Consider the following 15,312-nt stretch of genomic DNA (forward strand, 5'->3'; position numbering starts at 1 on the left):
CTCTCAGGCCGGCGCGCGCGCCGGGAACCAGTTGCCGTGGAAGCCCGGGGGGATCCGGTGCCCGAGGCGGATCCGGGCGAGGGGAGGGGCGTCGAACGCCCGCGCGTCGAGGACGGTGAAGTCGGTCACGTCGCCGGCGGTGTCGATCACGAGCCCGACGAGCCAGCCCTCGTCCTCATCGGCCCCGGTCCGCGCCGGCACGAAGACGAACTCCCCCGGAACGTGACCGGGACCGAAGTCGTGCACGTGGCGCGCGCCCGTCTCGAGGTCGTGCTTGTAGAGCTGCGTCGCACCGGCGAGCTGCGTGTTGCCGTCGGCCGGCACGCTGACCGTGTAGACGTAGCGGTGGCGCTGCCCGAGGCGCCGCTCATCGATGCGGGGGAATTCCTGCGCCGCCGCGTCGATCACGCGCCGCTCGACCCGACCCGTCGACGGGTCGATGATCCAGCGCTCGAGCCGGCCCGGCGCGTCGAGCCCGCCGCCGGCCGAGGCGAACACCGTCCCGTAGGCGACGACATCGAGGATCACCCGCCCGTCCGCGTCGTCGTAGGCGTTGGCGGTGTGGAACACGAAGCAGGGCTCGACGGCGCACCAGACGATGTCGGCGCCGTCGCCCTGACGCGGGAGGAGGCCGACACGGGCCCCGTGGCCGGGGTTCCAGCGGAACGGGAAGCGGTACCCGGCGAGCAGGGCCCGGAACGAGAACGTGACCGGCAGGTCCAGCACGATCACGAAGCGCGCTGTGATCGCGCAATCGTGGATGCAGGGACCGTGCCCGACCGCGACCGGCACATCGCGCACGACCCGCCCGCTCGGGGCGAGGACGACGTGGCGCACGCTGTCCCAGACGCGGCCGTCGTACGCGACGGCGTGCGTCTCGCCGGTCAGCGGGTCGCGGTGCGGGTGCCCGCTGAAGGAGCCGGCCAGCGTCCCGTCGAACGGGTTGTAGCGCTGCGCCTCCAGGGTGGGCGAGAGTTCGACCGGGAAGCTGCCGGCCTCCACCACCGCGAAGATCCGGTCGCCGATCGCGACGACGTTGGTGTTGACGGTGTCGTTGCCGCCCCGCCGCGGACCGGGCGCCGCGGGCCGCTCGAGCGCCGCGGCGGCCGTGCGCGAGCCGATCCAGCGGTTGCGATACCACAGCGCCCTGCCGCCCTCGAGCGCGAGACCGTGCACCATGCCGTCGCCGAGGAACCAGTCGTGGCCCCGCGTCGCCGCGCGGACGGGGTTCGCCCCCATCTTGAGATAGAGGCCGTCGAGGCCGGGCGGGATCGTCCCGGTGACCGGCAGGTTCTCCAGCGTCAGCTCCGCGCGCATCGGCGCGTGGACACCGACGACGAAGGGATTCGCCGCCCTGGGCAGCCGCAGCCGGTTGCAGGCCGCCACCAGGCCGACGCCGAACTCGGCGGCCGCGCGGAAGGCCGACTGGACTCGATTCGGCATCGGCAGCGCTTCCAGGATGGGGCGGCGGGCAGGAGCGACATCGACGCGAGGCCGTCCGGGTCCTCGCCATGGGAGGCCGCCGCACGCGCTTCACGGCGCAGTATAGCCGAAAGCGGTGAGGCGGCGCGCTGCCGGATGCCGCTGCGACCGGAGGCGGCGCGCGTGACGCATGCGGGTGGTCTCGCGACGGTCCGCCTCCGCGCGGTGATCCAGGGTCGCGGACGTTGCCGCCGCGCCCGTTCCCGACCCGAGGCCGGCTCTCGCGATGCCCGCTCCGCGTCGTTCCGACCTGCCGGCCCGCGGGATCGGGCCGGTGGCCGTGCCTCGCCGCGACCCGCGATGAATCGGCATCGTCCGAGGGGCCGGGCTCGCGGCGCGCTGGATCGAACAGCGGCCGGGTGACGTTCCTCATGGCCTACATCGCCCAGACAGGAGGAACGCTCATGCGAATTCGCTATCTGCTGCCGCTCGTCGGCTTGCTCGCGCTCACGGCCTGCAAGGACGAGAAGAAGGCCGAGACCCCCCCGCCGCCTCCGCCTCCCGCCGGCACGGCGCCGGCGAACCCTGCGCCTCCGGCCACGACGACGAACCCGGCTCCCGCCAACAAGCCGTAGCCGAGGCGCCTCGAAGGTGGCGGGCCCTGTGACGCATTCCAGGCCCACAGGGCCCGCCCGTCGCGGCCGGGGCCGATGCCGCTGCCGCCGGCGATGCCGCCGGTCTGGGCGCGCAGCCGAAGCGAAGCTCCGCGACGGGGACGGGGCAGTTCCGTTCCGCACCGCGATCCGGCGCAGCGTCAGCACCGCCTGCTCCGCGCTCGTCTTCCGACCGCGCCGCATGTCCGGCTCCCTCGGTCGAAGCCGATCCTCCCGCTCGCACCGGCCAGGACGGGTCCAAGTCGGTCGGGTCCAGGTCGGTCGGGTTCAGGTCGGCCGGGTCGAGCGGGCCGATCGGGTCAGGGCGGCTCCGGTCAGAGCGAGGCGAGGGCGACACCGCCCAGGGCCGTGAGCGCGACGACGATCCACGGCGCCACCCGACCGACCGTCAGCAGCACGAACGCCAGCACGGCCACGGCGAAATCGCGCGGGTTGCCGACCGCGCTGCTCCAGACGGGATCGTAGAGCGCGGAACCGAGGATTCCGACCACCGCCGCGTTGGTCCCGCGCATCGCAGCCTGGGCCAGCGGACGCGTCCGGAACGCGTCCCAATAGGGCAGCGTGCCGTAGACCAGGAGCACGCCCGGCAGGAAGATCGCGACCAACGCGATGGCCGCGCCGACCACGCCGTGGGGCGACGGCCCCGCGACCGCGCCGAGGTAGGCCGCGAACGTGAACAGCGGGCCGGGCACGGCCTGGGCGGCGCCGTACCCCGCGAGGAAGGTGCCGGGGCCGACCCAGCCCGGCGCGACCACCTCGGCCTGCAGCAGCGGCAGCACCACGTGGCCGCCGCCGAACACCAGGGAGCCGGAGCGGTAGAAGGCGTCGAACAGCGCCAGGCCCTGGGATGGCAGGCCGGCGACGAGCAGATGGGGCACGACGAGGAGCAGGGCGAAGGCGACCAGCGCCGCGGCGCCGGCCCGCCGGGACACCGGGACCGCGAGGTGCCCCGCCTGCGCCTGCGGTGGCGCCCGGCAGAGGACGAGCCCGGCGAGGGCACCGAGGGCGATGGCGTCGAGCTGCCCGACCGAGCCCGCGACGAACACCGTGAGGAACAGGGCCGCCACCGCGATGCCGGCGCGCGGCCGGTCCGGTGCCAGGGAGCGGGCCATCCCCCAGACCGCCTGCGCGACGACCGCCACGGCGACGAGCTTGAGACCGTGGATCACGCCGTCGGCGACCGGACCCGACAGGGCCGCGGCGCCGTAGGCGAAGGCCAGGAGCAGCAGGGCCGAGGGCAGCGTGAACCCCGCCCAGGCGGCGAGCCCGCCCAGGAGGCCGCCGCCGCGGAGCACGCCGAGCGAGAACCCGACCTGGCTGGAGGCGGGCCCGGGCAGGAACTGACACAGCGCCACCAGGTCGGCATAGCCGCGCTCGTCCAGCCACCGGCGCCGGGTGACCAGCTCGTCGCGGAAGTAGCCCAGGTGCGCGATGGGGCCGCCGAACGCGGTCAATCCGAGCTTGAGGAAGGCGCGGAAGACCTCTCCCACGGAACCGGGCGCGCGTGCGGACGCGGACTCGGGCCGCCCGGGCTCAGCGGACGATGAGGCGTCGGTCATGGGCGGCCTGGGTCCGGGCGTGTCGCGAAGGGGCGGGCGTGGCTGGCGTCCAACGACCGGCACCGGGCACCTCGGGGTCGAGCCGCGTCCGGATGCCGTCCGGGAAGAACACCGCCGGGCGTATTACCAAGCTTACCACCCGGCCTACCAGCAGGCGCACCAGGATGACCCAACCGGTTTCCGCGGTTCGCAGGCGGGCGTGCCGGGAGCGCGTCCGTCACGCCCTCGCGAACAGGCGGAGCGGCCCTGGGGCGTTCGCGGGACTGATCCGCTCCGCTCGAGGCCGGCGAGGCCGGGCGCGGGACGACCGGCGCAGGATACCATCCCGGCCGGGCGGGATGGCACCGGACGAGGCCCGGCCTGCGATGGGCGCGAAGCTGGGCAGATCTCGGGCCTTGACCTTCCAACGGTGGGAAGCCCCATCTCGTCCGGACACCGTCGGGAGGAGAGCCACATGGTCCGCTTCGAGGTCGGGAAGACGGGGCGCGGCGGCTGCGCCGGGTCCGTGACCCGCGCCGTGCAGGCCGTCGCGCCCGGCGCCCGGATCGAGGTCGACATAGAGGTCGACCTGGCGACGAAGCGCGTCACCGCGGCCGGCTTCCCGGCCGAGCCCCTGCTCGCGGCGGCCCCAGGGGACGCCGCAGCGACCGGAATCTCACGTCGGCATCCACGTCCCGGCCGCGGACATGGTCCCGCCGCCAGAACCGGTGTAATCCCGTACCCATGAGCCCGGACCGGCAGATCCTGCGCCTGATGGCGGCGATGATCCTCGCGATCGTCGCCTACGTCGCGCCGTCCGCCGCCCAGGCCCACGAGGGCCATGCCCACCACGGCCACCGCATGGCCGCGGCGCAGCCGCAGGCGGTCGCCCCGGTCGCCGCGTCCGTGCCGGTGACGCCCGCCGCCCGGTCGGCGGCGCCGGCATGGTCCAAGGTCGCCCGCGCCACCGTCGCGGCGGCGCGCGTCGAGCCGACCGAGGACGGGTGCTGTCGTCCGGGCCGCGAGACCCGCTGCTGCGGGACGATGGCCTGCTGCGCCACCGGCGTCCTCGGGGGGCCCCCTGGCCTGTCGCCGGACCTGTTCGGCGCCGTCACGCTGGTCCCGGGCGACGTCGCCGGCCGCACCGGCCTCGGCCCCGAGGCCCTGCCCGAGCCCCCACGAACCCGCGCGTGAGATGAGGCGCGCCCGAGGCGCGCGACGCCCGAGGTGCGCCCGCCCGTGGCCGCGCCCGGCATCCCCATCGCGAGGATACCGTTTCCATGTCGACCCGTCTTGCCGCCGCCCTCGGCGCGGTGGCGCTGCTCGCCGCCGTCCCGGCGGGGCCCGCCCGCGCCCACGAGGGCCACGACCACGGCGCCGCCCAGCCCCCCGTCTCGAAGACCGTCGCCCCGCGCGGCGAGGCCTTCTCCGACGCCTTCGAGCTGGTCGCCATCCCGCGCGACGGCACCCTGACCCTGTTCCTCGACCGCTTCCGGACGAACGAGCCGGTGACCGGCGCGACGATCGAGGTCGAGACCCCCGAGGGCCCGAGGACCGCCAGCGCCACGCCCGGGGGCGGCTACACGCTGACGGCCCCGTGGCTGTCGAGGCCCGGCCGGCACGACCTCGTCGCGACGGTCACCGCCGGCGACGCGGTCGACGTGATGCCGGTCACGGTGACCGTGCCGGCCGATGCCGGCGCCGCAATTCCCGCCGAGCCGGCCGCGGCACGGGCGGCGCTCGCGCGCGTCTCGGAGGCCGGCCGCGGCGTCCGCCAGCGCCTCGGCGCCGGGGACCCGATCCTGGTCGGCGCGGTCGCCGTCGCCTTCCTGCTCGGCGTCCTCGTCACCGCCCTCGCGCGGGGCCGCCGCGGCGTCCCGACGGCGGCGCTGATCGCCGTCGGCATCACCCTCGTTCTGGGCACCGCCGCCTTCGCGCACGGCGACGACGACCGCGAAGCCCCCGTGCAGGGGGCCGCGCTGACCGGGACGCGCCCGGCCGCGCCGTCCGCGTCAGACCTCGCGCAGCGCCTGCCCGACGGATCCGTCTTCGTGCCGAAGCCCACCCAGCGCCTGCTCGCCCTGCGCACGACGATGACCGAGCGGGGCAGCTTCCACCGCTCGGTCGAGCTGCCCGGCCGCATCATCCCGGACCCGAACGCCAGCGGCGTCGTGCAGTCCTCGGTCGGCGGTCGCCTGTCGCCTCCGCCCTCGGGACTGTTCCCGCGCCTCGGCACGCGGGTGCGCAAGGGCGAGATCCTGGCCACGGTCACACCGCCGATCCAGGCGGTCGACGTCTCCGACATGCGCCAGACGCAAGGGGATCTCGACCAGCAGATCTCCATCGTCGAGCGCCGGGTCGACCGCTACAGGCGGCTCGCCCTGACCGGCGCCGTGGCCCAGACCCAGCTCGACGACGCCCTGGCCGAGCTCAAGGGCCTGCAGGACCGACGGACGGCCCTCGACAGGATCAGGCGTGAGCCGGAACCGCTCGTCGCGCCGGTCGACGGCGTCGTCGCGCAGGCCGCGGCGGTGGCCGGTCAGATGGCCACCCCCGGGCAGATGGTCTTCCAAGTCGTCGATCCGAGCCGCCTCTGGGTCGAGGCTCTGAGCTTCGACGCCCTCGCGGCGGCGCAGGACGCCACGGCACGGCTCGCCGACGGCCGGACCCTCAAGCTCGCCTACCAGGGTTCGGGCCTCGCCGACCGCAACCAGGCCATCCCGGTGCAGTTCGCCGTCCAGGGCGACGCCTCGGGCCTGCGGGTCGGGCAGTTCGTCACCGTGCTCGCCGGGACCGACACCGAGCAGGCCGGGCTGGCGCTGCCGCGCGCGGCGGTCGTGCGCGCGGGGAACGGGCAGGACGTCGTCTACGAGCACACCACCGCCGAGCGCTTCGAGGCGCGGCCGGTCCGCGTCGAGCCCCTCGACGGCGGCCGGGTGCTGGTGGCGGAGGGGGTCGGGCCCGGCAAGCGGGTCGTGACGCAGGGCGCCGAACTCCTCGACCAGGTCCGCTGAGGAATCCGCCGATGTTCACCGTCCTCGTCGGACAATCGGTCCGCAACCGCCTGCTCGTCCTCGCGCTCGCCGCGGTGCTCGTGCTCTACGGCGCCTTCACCGCCACCAAGCTGCCCGTCGACGTCTTCCCCGACCTCAACAAGCCGACCGTCACCATCATGACGGAGGCCGAGGGCTACGCGCCCCAGGAGGTCGAGCAACTCGTCACCTATCCCATCGAGACCCGGATGAACGGGCTGCCGGGCGTCACCCGGGTGCGCTCGGTCTCGGGCGTGGGATTGTCCATCACCTACGTCGAGTTCGACTGGGGCACGGACATCTACCGGAACCGGCAGCAGGTCGCGGAGCGCCTCGCCCTGGTGCAGGACCAACTGCCCCGGAGCGTGACCCCGGTCATGGGCCCGATCTCCTCGATCATGGGCCAGATCCTGCTGGTGGCGGTCACGGGCGACACCGCGACCCCCATGCAGGTGCGCGAGGTCGCCGACTTCACCATCCGGCCGCGGCTGCTGACCATCCCGGGCGTCGCGCAGGTCATCCCCATCGGCGGCGAGGTGCGCCAGTTCCGGGTCAGCCCGAACCCGGCCGCCATGCGCGCGCTCGCCGTCACGAACGCGCAGCTCGAGGCGGCGCTCGCCCGGTTCGGCACCAACGCCGGCGGCGGATTCACCGACCAGAACGCGCGCGAGTACCTGATCCGGAACATCGGCCGGACCATGAGCCTCGACGACCTGCGCCGCCTGGTGGTCGCGACGATCAACGACGCGCCCGTCCACCTGAGGCAGGTCGCCGAGGTCTCGTTCGCCGCGAAGGTGAAGCGCGGCGACGCCGGCTACATGGCGCGACCCGCGGTCATCGTCTCGGTCGAGAAGCAGCCGGACGTCGACACGGTGCGGCTCACCCGCAGCATCGAGGCCGCCCTGAAGGAGATGGGACCGACCCTGCCGTCCGGCATCAGGGCCGACCGAGTCCTGTTCCGCCAGGCCGACTTCATCGAGACCTCGATCCGCAACGTCGCGCGCGTCCTCGTCGAGGCCGTGCTGGTGGTGGCGGTGGTGCTGTTCGCCTTCCTGCTGAACGTTCGGACGACGGCCATCTCGCTGCTGGCCATCCCGGTCTCGGTGCTGACGACCGCGGCGGTGTTCCACCTGTTCGGGCTGTCCATCAACACGATGACGCTCGGGGGGCTGGCCATCGCCATCGGCGAGCTCGTCGACGACGCGGTGGTGGACGTGGAGAACATCTACCGACGGCTCGGCGACAACCGGCGGGCGGGCAACCCGAGAGGCGTGCTCCAGGTGGTGGTGGAGGCCTCGAACGAGGTCCGCTCGGGCATCGTCTACGCGACGCTCATCATCATCCTGGTGTTCGTGCCGCTCTTCGCCCTGTCGGGCATCGAGGGTCGCCTCTTCGCCCCGCTGGGCGAGGCCTACATCATCTCCATCCTGGCGAGCCTGCTCACCTCCATCACCCTGACCCCGGTGCTGGCGTCCCTGCTGCTGCCCGGCCTGAAGACGCTGGAGGAGCACGACAGCCGTCTCCTGAAGCGGCTCAAACGCGGCAACGCCGCCCTGCTGCGGGTCGCGTTCCGGCACCAGGGCCTGCTCGTCGGCACGGTCGCGGTCGCGGTGGTCGCCGCCGGCGTCGCGGCCTGGACCCTGCCGCGGGCCTTCCTGCCGCCGTTCAACGAGGGCTCGTTCACGGTCAACATGACCTTCAACCCGGGCATCTCGCTCGCCGAGAGCAACCGGGTCGGGCTGATCGCCGAGAAGCTGCTGCTCGACATCCCGGGCGTGAGGACGGTGGGCCGCCGCACCGGCCGGGCCGAACTCGACGAGCACGCCGAGGGCGTCCATGCCTCCGAGATCGAGGTGGCCCTCGACGCGGGTGCCGAGCGCCCGAAGGAGGCGCTGGTCGCCGACATCCGCGGGCGCCTCGCGGCCCTGCCGGTCGCCGTCAACGTCGGCCAGCCGATCTCGCACCGGCTCGACCACATGCTCTCGGGCGTGCGCGCCGAGATCGCGCTCAAGGTGTACGGGGAGGATCTCGACGCCCTGCGGCGGGTCGCGAATGCCCTGCGCGACCGGATGGCGGCGATCCCCGGCCTCGCCGACCTGCAGGTGGAGCGCCAGGTCCGCATCCCGCAGCTCGAGGTCCGCGTCGACTACACGCGGGCGGCCCTCTACGGGGTGCAGCCCGCGGCCGTGGTCGAGCAGATCAGCCGCCTCTCGAACGGGCGCGTGGTCTCGACGGTGGTCGACGGCGTGCGCCGTTTCGACGTGGTGCTGCGCCTGTCCGAGGACCGCCGGACCACCGCGGGCCTGGGCGACCTCCTTCTGGAGACGCCCTCGGGCTGGGTGCCGGCGCGCCAGGTGGCCGACATCCGCGAGACGGACGGGCCGAACCAGATCCTGCGCGAGAACGCTCGGCGCCGCATCGTGGTGCAGGCCAACACCGACGGCGGGCGCGACATGGCGAGCGTCGTGGCGGCCATCCGCGAGGCGGTGGCGAAGGAGCCGCTGCCACCGGGCTTCTTCACCAGCCTGGAGGGGACCTTCCAGGCGCAGGAGGAGGCCAGCCGGACCATCGCGGTGCTCTCCGCGGTGTCCCTGGCGCTCGTCTTCGCCATCCTGTTCAGCCGCTACAGGTCGGCGGCGCTCGCCTTGATCATCATGGGCAACGTGCCTCTGGCGCTGATCGGCTCGGTGGTCGCCCTGTGGCTGGCCGGGCAGCCGCTGTCGGTGGCGTCGATGATCGGCTTCATCACGCTGACCGGCATCGCGGCGCGCAACGGCATCCTGAAGATCAGCCACTACCTGAACCTGTCGCTGCACGAGGGCGTGCCGTTCGGGCCCGACCTCGTGGTGCGCGGCAGCCTGGAGCGGCTCACCCCGGTGCTGATGACCGCGCTCGCCGCCGGCGTCGCGCTGGTGCCGCTGCTCTACGACCCGGCGAGCCCGGGCAAGGAGATCCTGCACCCGGTGGCGGTGACGATCTTCGGCGGCCTCGTCAGCGCGACGCTGCTCGACACCGTCCTGACCCCCGTCCTGTTCCTGCGCTTCGGCCGCGCGCCGCTGGAGCGGCTGCGCGCCCTCCACGCCGACACACCGGCCCACCCATCCCCGGACGGCGCGCGCCCGCGCCCGGCCGAGGCCTACTGACCCGCACAACCCAACTGACCCGCATAACCAAGGAGAACCGGGATGATCCTACCGAGACTGGCCCTGATCGCCGCCCTCCTCGCCGCGTCCGCCGTCTGCGCCCACGAGACCGCCGGCCAGCACGGCGGCCGTGTGACGGATGCCGGCAGGTTCCACGTCGAGCTCGTCGCCAAGGGCGAGGCCGTTGACGTGTTCCTGTCCGACGAGGGCCAGAAGCCGGTCCCGGCCGCCGGCTTCAAGGGCACCGCCATCCTCGTCGTCGGCGGCAAGCCGACCCGCGTGCCGCTCGAGCCCGCCGACGGCAACCGCATGACCGGAAAGGCCGCGACCGCGCTCGGCGCGAGCCCCAAGGGCGCGGTGCAGCTCACCGGCCCGGACGGCGCGACCGCCAGCGGCAAGTTCAACTGACCCCACCGGGAGAGAACGATCCATGACGCACCTCCGCACCCTTCTCGCCGCCGCCCTGCTGTCGACCGGGCTGGCGGGCGCAGCCCTGGCGCAGGGCATGCACGACCACGGCTCCATGTCCGGCAAGGACATGGGCTCGATGAAGCCGAACCCGAAGGACGACGCCGCGACCAAGGCGTTCAAGGCCGCCGACACGGCGATGATGAAGGACATGGACGTCCCCTACACCGGCGATGCCGACGTCGACTTCCGCAGGCACATGATCCCGCACCACAGGGGCGCGGTCGCCATGGCCAAGGTCGCGCTGACGCACGCCAAGGATCCGGCCACCAAGGCGATGGCGCAGAAGATCATCGACGATCAGGAGAAGGAGATCTCCGACATGGAGGCGTGGCTGAAGCGGCACGGCCAGTAGCCGCCCGCGCCGGGACCGGAGATCGGGGCGGTTCCGGCCCGCCCCGATGGAGGTGCCTCACGCCGCGCCGGAGCGGGGCGAGGCGCCCCCGCGCCTGACGCGGGCGCCGTTCCCGGTGAGGCGCGGGACGGGATGCCCGGTCCCGCCCTGGCGGCGCGACCGGGACCCGGCCGAGCGTCGACAGCCCGCGATCCCGGCCGCTTGACAGCGTGTTCTTTCTGGTCTGTTATTTCTGTCATGACAGAAATAACAGACATGCCGAGTCCCCTGCCGGCCGCGGTCGAGCGCTTCGTGCTGCACTGGGGCGATCTGGGCGGCCAGTGGGGCGTCAACCGCTCGGTCGCGCAGATCCACGCGCTCCTCTACCTCTCCGAGCGCCCTCTCGCCGCCGAGGACATCGCCGGCATGCTCGGCATCGCGCGGTCGAACGTCTCGAATTCCCTGCGCGAGCTGCTCGGCTGGAACCTGATCCGCCGCGTGCCGGTGATGGGCGAGCGCCGCGACCACTTCGCCGCCGAGACCGACCTCTGGGAGATGGTCACGCGCATCGCCGCCGGCCGCAAGGAGCGCGAGATCGATCCCGCCATCGCGGCCCTGCGCGCCTGCGTCGCCGAAGCGGACGCGGACCCGGCGCTCGGGGCGGTCGCCAAGCGGCGCCTGCGCGCGATGCTCGACTTCACCGAGTCGATGGAGCGCTGGTACGGCCAGATGCTCAACGTGCCCCGGGGCACGCTGGCCAAGCTCATCCGGCTGGGCGGCCGGATCGTGAAGTTCCTGCCGGCCAAGGCTGAGTGACGATCCGAGGGTCGTCTTCAGGGAGCCGAACCGATCGAGGGGCCCAGGTGACCGCGATGGGACATGTCCGTCGAGCCGATGCGGGGCCGTCCCGCGCGTTCTCCCCCGCCCGGTCGCTCACCGAGCCGGGCGACCTTCTGGACCTGCGCTTCCGGGCCCTGATCCCGGAACGCGCGTGGGCGAGCCTGTCGCCGGCCGTGCGCCGCCGCTTCGGGAAGCGGCTCGCGCAGGGAGCGAGCGCGGTCTATGTCGGCCACGTCGTCGCGATGGATGTCAGCCGCTTCGGCTGGCTCGTCGCGCAGGCGACGCGGCTGGTCGGCGGCCCGCTGCCTCTGGAACGCCAGACCGGCCGCGCCGGCGTCGTCACCGTCACCGAGGACCCGGATGGCGGCGGTCAGGTCTGGACGCGGCTGTACGCCCGCGCCTCCGGCTTCCCGCAGGTGATCCACTCGGCCAAGCGCTTCGCCGGTCCCACCGGCCTGGAGGAGCATGTCGGCGCCGGCGTCGGCATGAGCCTCACGGTGGCGGTCGAGGACGGGGCGCTGACGTTTCGCAGCCACCGCTATTTCATCGCCTGCCTGGGGCGCCGCCTGCACCTGCCGGGCTGGCTCACCCCCGGCGCGCTCACTGTCACCCACGCCGATGCCGGCGGGGACGCGACGCCGGGCGCCTTCCGCTTCATCCTCGACATCGCCCACCCCTGGTTCGGGCGGCTGATCCACCAGGAAGCGGTCTTCCAGGACGCCGAGCCGGCGGGGCAGGGAGAAGCGGCGTGAGCACGGTCCTGGTCTTCGGCGGGTACGGCGGCTTCGGGGCTCGCCTGTCGCGGCGGCTCGCGGAGGCCGGTCACGACGTGGTCGTCGCCGGCCGCCGCCTGGCGCGGGCCGAGGTGTTCTGCGCGGCCCATCCTCCGTGCCGTCCCCTTCAGGCCGACCGCAACGGTGCCGTCGCGCCCCTGCTGGACCGCGTCCGTCCCGACCTCGTGATCGATGCGGCCGGCCCCTTCCAGGGTAGCGGCTACGCTCTGCCCCGGGCCTGTATCGCCGCGGCGATCCCGTACCTCGATCTCGCGGACGGCCGGGCGTTCGTGACCGGCATCGGCCAGCTCGACGCCGCCGCACGCGCGGCCGGCGTCGCGATCCTCTCCGGTGCATCGAGCGTCCCCGCCCTGTCCGGTGCCGTCGCCCGGCGCCTGGCGCAGGGGATGGAGGCGGTCACCGCCGTGGAGATCGCGATCAGCGCCTCGAACCGCGCGACCGCCGGGACGTCGGTCGCCGCGGCCATCCTGAGCTACGTGGGCCGGCCGATCCGGCTCTGGCGCGGACAGCGCTGGTCGGCGGCTGTCGGCTGGCAGGCGTTGCGGCGCGAGCGCTTCGCCCTGTCCGACGGCGCGTCCCTCGGCCGCCGCTGGCTGGCCCTGGCGGACGTCCCGGACCTCGATCTCCTGCCCGATCGGCTTCCGGGCCGGCCGGCGGTCAGCTTCAGGGCCGGGACCGAACTCGCGGTGCAGACGATCGGCCTCTGGTGCGCGAGCTGGCCGGTGCGCTGGGGCTGGATCCCCTCCCTGCAGGGGCTCGCGCGCGGGCTTCTCCTGGCGCAGCGGCTGACCGCGCGCTGGGGCTCGGATCGGTCCGGCATGGTCGTCCGGATGTTCGGCACGGCCGCAGGGCGCCGCGTCGAACGGCGCTGGACCCTCCTGGCGGCCGACGGTCATGGCCCGGAGATCCCGGTGCTGCCGGCGGCGATCCTGGCCGAGCGGATCCTGGACGGTGCGATCGCGCCCGGGGCGCGCGACGCCGGGACCGCGCTCGACCTGTCCGATTTCGAGCCGAGCTTCGCGCGCCTGTCGATCCGCCACGACGTGCGGGAGTCGGGACAGGCCGATGCGCTCTACGCGCGCGTCCTGGGTCCGCGCTTCGCCGAACTCGCGCCGCGCGTCGCGGCTCTGCACGGCGTGCTGCGCGAGGCGGGGGCGCACGGCCGCGCCGTCGTGCGACGGGGCCGCCACCCTGTCGCGCGCGGCCTCGCGGCGCTCCTCGGATTGCCGGTCGCGGGCGCGCACGATCTCCACGTCGGCTTCAGCGAGACGCGCGGGGTGGAGCGCTGGACGCGCGCGTTCTCCGGTCGCCGGTTCACGAGCGCGTTCTCCGAGGAGCGCGGCTGCGTCGTGGAGCGGTTCGGCCCGCTCCGCTTCAGGTTCGACCTCGCGCCCGAGGGCGGCGGCCTGCGCATGGTGCTGCGCGGCTGGTCCGTCGCGCGGCTGCCCCTGCCGCTGGCGCTCGCACCCCGCACCGCCGCCCGCGAGTGGGAGGAGGCGGGGTTGTTCCGCTTCGACGTCTCGATCGCCCTGCCACGCGTCGGGCTGGTGGTGCATTACCGCGGCTGGCTCGACACGGACGATCGCGCGGGCCGTCGATCCGGCTTCGTCCCGGGCGCAGAGCCGGCCGCGCCGCCTCGGAGCGGACATCCGGCACAGGGCCCATCCCGGCCACCCGGCGGGGATCCCGGGCCGGTAACGGCCCTGCCGATCCCGTCATCGCGCGCCCACGCCCCGTCCCGCAGCGGGCGCGGTCCCGAGCCGCGTCACGGGCGGGTCTGAGCCGAGGCACCGCCATCGGCCGCGCGACCCTTCAGATTCGCGGCCGCCGCGGCATAGCCGCCACCGGCACCGTCGATGAAATGCATGTGCCCGCTGCCGGGGACCGGAGGGCTGATGCAGGTCAACTGCGCAGCCGACTGGCGCTGCAGGCCGAAATGGCAGATCCCCTGCGCCTCCGCGCCGGCGAGCTCCGCCTCGAGTCGATCGGCGAAGGCGCGGGTGCAATCCAGCGTCATCCGCAGCGCGTCATCGTACTTGCGGAAATCTGTGTTGCCCACGATCTCGCGCCGCAGAACGGCGGGATCGAACGCGCCGACCCGCGCGCCCGTGCGGTAGATCAGGTATTCCGGTATCGATCGCGCCGCGAGGCGGAGCTTGGCCCAGAAGCGGCTCCTGCGAGAGCCCGGCATCGCCCGCAGTTCGAGGTCCAGTCCCGCCCACGGTCCGCGCATCTCCGGTCCCGCGTCCTGCATCGGGCGCGCGACCTCGGCGCTGATCTCGAGCCTCTGCAGGAGCTCCTGCACGAGTTGCCGGAAGGCCGGCGCGTCGCCGCTGCGCTGGGGCACGAGCATGAGCGAGAGCATCAGCTCGTGCCGGGGACGGATCTCCTGCCAGCGGCAGGAGAGGCCGGTCAGGTCGGGCTGGGTGCCGGCCTCGGCCGGTGCGATAGCGTGGTCGCCGGCCTTCATGGCCGCCTCTGCCCAGGGCAGCCCACCTCCGCTGAACATGGCATAGGAAACGTGGGCGCTGGGCGCGTAGCGCGCCACGCGCACGTCGAGCGCGCGATCGCGCACGGCCGAGACCGGCACGAGAGCGGTGCGCAGCTCCAGTTGCAGCGCCTCGCGGACCCAGCTGGCCGTCGCCGCCAGCGCGTCTCTCGCGGCGTCCGCGTCGTCCGGGGCGACGGCGAAACTGGCCCCGTCGCCGCCGAAGACGAAGGGGAATTCGCGCCGGCCGAGTGCGTTGGAGACCGCCGTGATGATGGCTGCGCCGGCCGCATTCACCGCCTTGTAGCGGCCAAGCCCGATCTGCTGCCGAGAGCCGACGACATCGGCCACGCCGAGCCACCAATCCGCGGGCAGGGACCGGTAGAGGCCTGGATCCATGAGGCTGGAGAAGGCGGTGAACCGGGGCAGGCTGTCGTAGAAATCCGGGGCCGCGCGGCGTGTCGCCGGTTCGCGTTCCTGACCTGCACCCATCGATGTCCCCACCGCCATCGCCCTGCTCCTCGGCGCAGCGCCAGGGCGCCGTGACGCGCCCGGATCGCGTCACCGATACCATCCTCG

At 73.8% G+C, this 15,312-nt stretch carries 12 protein-coding genes; 9 read left to right on the forward strand and 3 right to left on the reverse strand.

The features are described 5' to 3' along the window. Positions 1–3: 3 nt before the first annotated feature. The gene (locus tag BM314_RS14095) at positions 4–1,443 is read right to left on the reverse strand and encodes an 8'-apo-carotenoid 13,14-cleaving dioxygenase (RefSeq protein WP_091978518.1); all 1,440 of its coding nucleotides are present in this window, start codon (positions 1,441–1,443) and stop codon (positions 4–6) included. A gap of 410 nt (positions 1,444–1,853) precedes the next feature. Between BM314_RS14095 and BM314_RS30180 the strand changes: the two genes are divergently transcribed. Further along, entirely contained in the window at positions 1,854–2,057 is a 204-nt protein-coding gene (locus BM314_RS30180; protein ID WP_128083351.1) for a hypothetical protein, read from the forward strand. 353 nt (positions 2,058–2,410) lie between these two features. Here BM314_RS30180 and chrA read toward each other — a convergent pair whose 3' ends face one another. Beyond that, positions 2,411–3,586 carry a chromate efflux transporter gene (gene chrA, locus BM314_RS14100; protein ID WP_091978519.1) on the reverse strand — a complete coding sequence of 392 codons (1,176 nt, stop codon included), beginning with the start codon at positions 3,584–3,586 and terminating at the stop codon, positions 2,411–2,413. A gap of 792 nt (positions 3,587–4,378) precedes the next feature. Here chrA and BM314_RS14110 point away from each other — a divergent pair. From BM314_RS14110 to BM314_RS14145, 8 genes are all read left to right on the forward strand, one after another. Then, a complete protein-coding gene (locus tag BM314_RS14110; RefSeq protein WP_091978520.1) occupies positions 4,379–4,828 on the forward strand; it encodes a hypothetical protein in 450 nt (149 codons plus the stop codon). 86 nt (positions 4,829–4,914) lie between these two features. Further along, on the forward strand, positions 4,915–6,648 hold the full coding sequence (locus tag BM314_RS14115; protein ID WP_091978521.1) for an efflux RND transporter periplasmic adaptor subunit: 1,734 nt from the start codon (positions 4,915–4,917) through the stop codon (positions 6,646–6,648). Between the two features lie 11 nt (positions 6,649–6,659). Next, positions 6,660–9,809 carry an efflux RND transporter permease subunit gene (locus BM314_RS14120; RefSeq protein WP_091978522.1) on the forward strand — a complete coding sequence of 1,050 codons (3,150 nt, stop codon included), beginning with the start codon at positions 6,660–6,662 and terminating at the stop codon, positions 9,807–9,809. 42 nt (positions 9,810–9,851) lie between these two features. Beyond that, positions 9,852–10,217 carry a hypothetical protein gene (locus BM314_RS14125; protein WP_020094869.1) on the forward strand — a complete coding sequence of 122 codons (366 nt, stop codon included), beginning with the start codon at positions 9,852–9,854 and terminating at the stop codon, positions 10,215–10,217. 22 nt (positions 10,218–10,239) lie between these two features. Beyond that, positions 10,240–10,632 (forward strand): CopM family metallochaperone, encoded by a 393-nt coding sequence (locus tag BM314_RS14130; RefSeq protein ID WP_056530497.1) that lies wholly within the window; start codon positions 10,240–10,242, stop codon positions 10,630–10,632. Positions 10,633–10,869: 237 nt separating this feature from the next. Beyond that, complete coding sequence (locus BM314_RS14135) at positions 10,870–11,427, forward strand: GbsR/MarR family transcriptional regulator (protein WP_056530495.1); 558 nt, start codon at positions 10,870–10,872, stop codon at positions 11,425–11,427. A gap of 56 nt (positions 11,428–11,483) precedes the next feature. Continuing rightward, positions 11,484–12,203, forward strand: coding sequence for a DUF4166 domain-containing protein (locus BM314_RS14140; protein ID WP_091927613.1), 720 nt, complete (start codon positions 11,484–11,486; stop codon positions 12,201–12,203). Next, a complete protein-coding gene (locus BM314_RS14145) occupies positions 12,200–14,026 on the forward strand; it encodes a saccharopine dehydrogenase family protein (RefSeq protein WP_091978523.1) in 1,827 nt (608 codons plus the stop codon). Before BM314_RS14140 ends, BM314_RS14145 begins: the two co-directional genes overlap by 4 nt. Here the strand turns inward: BM314_RS14145 and BM314_RS14150 are convergent. After that, positions 14,011–15,243 (reverse strand): DUF3095 domain-containing protein, encoded by a 1,233-nt coding sequence (locus BM314_RS14150; RefSeq protein WP_091978524.1) that lies wholly within the window; start codon positions 15,241–15,243, stop codon positions 14,011–14,013. The genes BM314_RS14145 and BM314_RS14150 overlap by 16 nt on opposite strands. Positions 15,244–15,312: the final 69 nt, after the last annotated feature.

Origin of the sequence: Methylobacterium sp. 13MFTsu3.1M2 (assembly GCF_900112625.1) — a bacterium.
Taxonomy (GTDB): Bacteria; Pseudomonadota; Alphaproteobacteria; order Rhizobiales; family Beijerinckiaceae; genus Methylobacterium.